We start from the raw sequence: 3,829 nt of genomic DNA, 5'->3' as shown, positions 1-3,829 counted from the left end.
GGACTGGATCAAAGCTGTCGGCGCGAAAACGGCTTACATCGAACCTGGATCGCCTTGGGAGAACGGATACTGCGAAAGCTTCAACGCCCGTTTCCGCGACGAGTTCCTGAATGGCGAAACCTTCTACAGCCTGCGCGAGGCGCAGATCCTGATCGAACAATGGAGGAAACACTACAACACGAAACGACCACACAGCGCATTAGGCTATCGCCCACCGGCCCCGGAAACCGTCGTCACGATGGACCGGAGGCCCGTCATGCACTAACAATCAAATTGGACCACTCAAGTGGGGCTGATCATGCTGACGAATCCCGTGGAGCGCTGTGATCGCGCCGCAGCGCCGAACGGCAGCAGTGAGCCCATACCTACGTCGTCCATCGGTAACATTCATGTTTGCTTGTACAGATTGTGCCAGCTTGAATTGGCCGGTTCAGTTTCCGTATCTGCGTCAATCAAGCCAATGTCCAACCCAGTGTCTTTGCAGACGGACAATGCGCCCCTCAAAGCGTCGCAAACTACGGCCGTAGCATTGAGCACTTCTTTCTTTGGGTAAGAGAAGCCTGCAAAATCATCTTTTTCACAAAGGTTTACCCAGCCAAGAGCATGCAGCTGCGTTTTCGCCAACGAGTAGGCAGTTGGGCTACCCTCAAGATAAAGGGTGAGCCAAAACCTGCTTCCTGGCGCGAACTTGTCTTGGGGCAATGGAAGGTTTCTGAGGACCTTCGCCACGATTTCTTCTGAATTTTCCATGAGAACACTAAGCGGCGTGTCGTTAGCTTACGCAATGGCAGCAAAGTCCCGCACACCCGACCTTCGGACAAATCTGCAGCGAAGGTCGGGAACGAGCCCAAACTACCAAATTTTCGCAGTGTAATAGACGAAGTTGGCGTGGCATACTCAGCTAATAATTGCTTAATCCGGCTGGAATCGTATGAACCGTATACCTCAGCTACCTGCTCCGCGCCCGCAGATACATATTGAAGCGCTGGCCAGATACTGCGCGACAATCTGTGAGATCGAATGTTGTGGGTTGGATGCTTGCGACTTTTCTCCATTACACATCGCTTCGTATTGTCTGAGCAGAAACCCCCGCTATCCATCACGTGTTGCGTGGGAGATCATCGAACAAGCAAAGACATTGAAATCAAATTATGGATCAAATGGTGCAAGTGCACGCGGCACTACGATCAACGAAATAAACGAGCGCATGTCGGGTCGGAGAGTGGATGTCTTCGCCGAAGCGCTGGAGCGACAGGCCGAATTGGCGCAAGCTATTCTCGTCGCCGAGCAATCGGACAACCGCGATCCCGTTTTCGTTTGGAAAAATGGCCGGGGTTCCGACGTTATGAACGAAGATTGAATGATTTGGAGTGTGGCGTGAAAGTCCGCTCCTTCCCGCACACCCGACCTTCGGACAAATCTGCAGCGAAGGTCGGGAACGAGCCCAAACCTACTGGTCGTAATTGTGTATCATTGCGAAGGTTGAATTGGATTCAAAGTCAGATAATCATTTATGGATATGGAAAAGCTCAACATAACACCGCTATTAGATCGCTTTCGACTTGCAAGTCGCGAACTCTACAACAACCACTTCATGTTTCCTTCACCACAAGAACTGGGTGCTTGGGATTGGCGAGAAAATTTTGATTTCGCTGAAAATGCGCTTTTTAAAGCAATGGTTATATATCCATCTCCACTTTCACCAGCAGAGTATGGCCCCAAGAATTCGCAGATTCTTGTCTCGCCAAATACAGACACAACCCCCGCATTTATTAACCGAGAGTACGGTAAATCCCATGGATATTGGGACTGCCCAATCACCGAGATTGATCGTACTGCGACACTCTATTTCGCGTGTTTTTTTGATTTCGATATCGAACGGCAGATGGATAATCAGTACGCGTTGACATGGATCGAACAGTGGCCAAAAAATGAAGGATTAATTGGCAGATATGCTCTCATAGAACACCAATATCTATCTTACTATTTTGACATTGATGGACTGACTTAGCGAACGGAAGCAAAGTCCGCACACCCGACCTTCGGACAAATCTGCAGCGAAGGTCGGGAACTAGCCCACTTTGACTAACGCTGCGCTGTGCATGAAGGGCAGCTTTCAACGATTGATTCCAATCAGATCATGCCTTTACTTCAAGTCTTCATTAAGTTGGACACAGGCTTTTACTGCACGCTCTAAATGCTCAGTCTTGATATATGGAACAAAACCTTGCCTGTTGCCTGATTTCATTTTGTCTCGCATTTCACATAAGTCAAAATACTCACCTCTGCATGCTTTGGCTGCGAGAAGTCGGAGAGGGGCATTGCCGGGTGATGACAATGGTAAGTTTGCTGTTTCGTGGAGGGCTACGCTCAAGTCTTCCTCGCGAAGTTTGGCAACAATAACGTCTAATTCCAATCTTGCCACTTCACGAGTTAGATTTTTTCTCTCTAGGCGCGTGCCGTTTTGGAATTTTAGCGGGTAAAAATTATAGGTTTTGTCATTAATAACCGAAATGGCATCCAGATATTTCAAGGGAACCACACTCTCTCCCCAGTCGATAGTCGTGCCATCGCTAGTATGGCTGATACGGGGAAATAACTGGAAGACTTTGTCTTCTTCGACACGTGTTGCCGAGCGGGAACCGTCATCTGCATCACGTGTGACCAACCAGCCGTCTTCTTTCAGAAGCTTGAACAAGTCGGCCTTCGCAAACTTCCGAGTTGACGCAGATAAGATCTGGTTTTTAAGGGCGATCAAATCTTGTCTTCTACGGATCGGGCGAGCATTGTTGGCGTTGACATAATAAAACCCAACACGTGCTCTAAGCGCCGCTTCAATGGTTGCGTGGAGTGCTTGTTCTGAGACCGACCATGCAAAACAAATGTATATAGCATCTTTGCTGAAGCTATAGTCTGCAAAACAAGCCTCGTCGAAGTCCTCAGGCAGTTCTCCTGCACTTTCAGGCTGCCGTTTCCACCTAAACAAGCGGCGAGTTAATCTGGCGAGGCTTCCCTCTTTGCGAATGGGTTTGTGAGCCCCTGTATTTGACCAACCCATCGACGGAAACGTCTTGCCTAAATGGTCAAAGAAATTTTGCAATGGCGGTGAGCTAGTTTTCGGATCAAAATTGTCTTCAGGCTGATCCCAACGAACCAAAGATCTATACCAATCTTCAAATTCTTCATCTTTTGTGGGTGCCAGTCGAGAATCAAAAACTAACAAATCGAAACTCAACTTTGGGCCTCTATAAGCTGTTCTAAACAGTCAAGTGGGCTGCCCATGCGCTCAGTCTCTCAATAGAATGACATCGGCTACCACTCCCTGATCTTGCAGAGTTCGGCAGGAGAATACAACCTGACTGCAGCAGCCTTTCGACCAGATGCAGCAAATGGCAGCTTCGTCCCCGCACAACCGACCTTCAGGTGCTGAGCAACGTGCCGAGAGAATCGAGCAGGAGGTTCGACGGACTACGGCCACTCAGCCGACACATAGGCCAGAACGTCAGCAGGTGTGTCAGACAGGATCGGTAGTGATCAGCCCCACTTGAGTGGTCCAATTTGATTGTTAGTGCATGACGGGCCTCCGGTCCATCGTGACGACGGTTTCCGGGGCCGGTGGGCGATAGCCTAATGCGCTGTGTGGTCGTTTCGTGTTGTAGTGTTTCCTCCATTGTTCGATCAGGATCTGCGCCTCGCGCAGGCTGTAGAAGGTTTCGCCATTCAGGAACTCGTCGCGGAAACGGGCGTTGAAGCTTTCGCAGTATCCGTTCTCCCAAGGCGATCCAGGTTCGATGTAAGCCGTTTTCGCGCCGACAGCTTTGATCCAGTC

6 protein-coding genes are annotated in these 3,829 nt (G+C 49.6%); 3 read left to right on the top strand and 3 right to left on the bottom strand.

The annotated features are described in order from the left end of the window. Nucleotides 1-265 (top strand): integrase core domain-containing protein (locus FEV53_RS19770; RefSeq protein ID WP_142835960.1); only part of this gene is annotated, 265 nt, incomplete at its 5' end. A 122-nt stretch (nt 266-387) separates the two neighbouring features. Here FEV53_RS19770 and FEV53_RS19765 read toward each other — a convergent pair. Then, nucleotides 388-750: a hypothetical protein gene (locus FEV53_RS19765; RefSeq protein ID WP_142836361.1), complete on the bottom strand. Its 363-nt coding sequence runs from the start codon at nt 748-750 to the stop codon at nt 388-390. A gap of 181 nt (nt 751-931) precedes the next feature. Between FEV53_RS19765 and FEV53_RS19760 the strand changes: the two genes are divergently transcribed. After that, on the top strand, nt 932-1,360 hold the full coding sequence (locus tag FEV53_RS19760; RefSeq protein ID WP_142836360.1) for a DUF6331 family protein: 429 nt from the start codon (nt 932-934) through the stop codon (nt 1,358-1,360). A gap of 153 nt (nt 1,361-1,513) precedes the next feature. Further along, on the top strand, nt 1,514-2,011 hold the full coding sequence (locus tag FEV53_RS19755; RefSeq protein ID WP_142836284.1) for a hypothetical protein: 498 nt from the start codon (nt 1,514-1,516) through the stop codon (nt 2,009-2,011). Between the two features lie 135 nt (nt 2,012-2,146). Here FEV53_RS19755 and FEV53_RS19750 read toward each other — a convergent pair whose 3' ends face one another. Then, complete coding sequence (locus FEV53_RS19750; RefSeq protein WP_142836359.1) at nt 2,147-3,235, bottom strand: DUF6990 domain-containing protein; 1,089 nt, start codon at nt 3,233-3,235, stop codon at nt 2,147-2,149. A 330-nt stretch (nt 3,236-3,565) separates the two neighbouring features. After that, on the bottom strand, nt 3,566-3,829 hold a 264-nt coding region (locus FEV53_RS19745; RefSeq protein WP_142835960.1), incomplete at its 5' end, for an integrase core domain-containing protein.

The organism is Palleronia caenipelagi (genome assembly GCF_007004065.1).
In the GTDB taxonomy this organism is placed as follows: Bacteria; Pseudomonadota; Alphaproteobacteria; order Rhodobacterales; family Rhodobacteraceae; genus Palleronia; species Palleronia caenipelagi.
The sequence above is the reverse complement of the archived record's forward strand: the minus strand, read 5'-3'. Positions and strand labels throughout refer to the sequence as shown.

Excerpts from the sequence above, each read along its gene's own strand:
- FEV53_RS19765 (WP_142836361.1), bottom strand. The coding sequence starts at position 750 with ATGGAAAATTCAGAAGAAATCGTGGCGAAGGTCCTCAGAAACCTTCCA.
- FEV53_RS19760 (WP_142836360.1), top strand. The coding sequence starts at position 932 with ATGAACCGTATACCTCAGCTACCTGCTCCGCGCCCGCAGATACATATT.
- FEV53_RS19755 (WP_142836284.1), top strand. The coding sequence starts at position 1,514 with ATGGATATGGAAAAGCTCAACATAACACCGCTATTAGATCGCTTTCGA.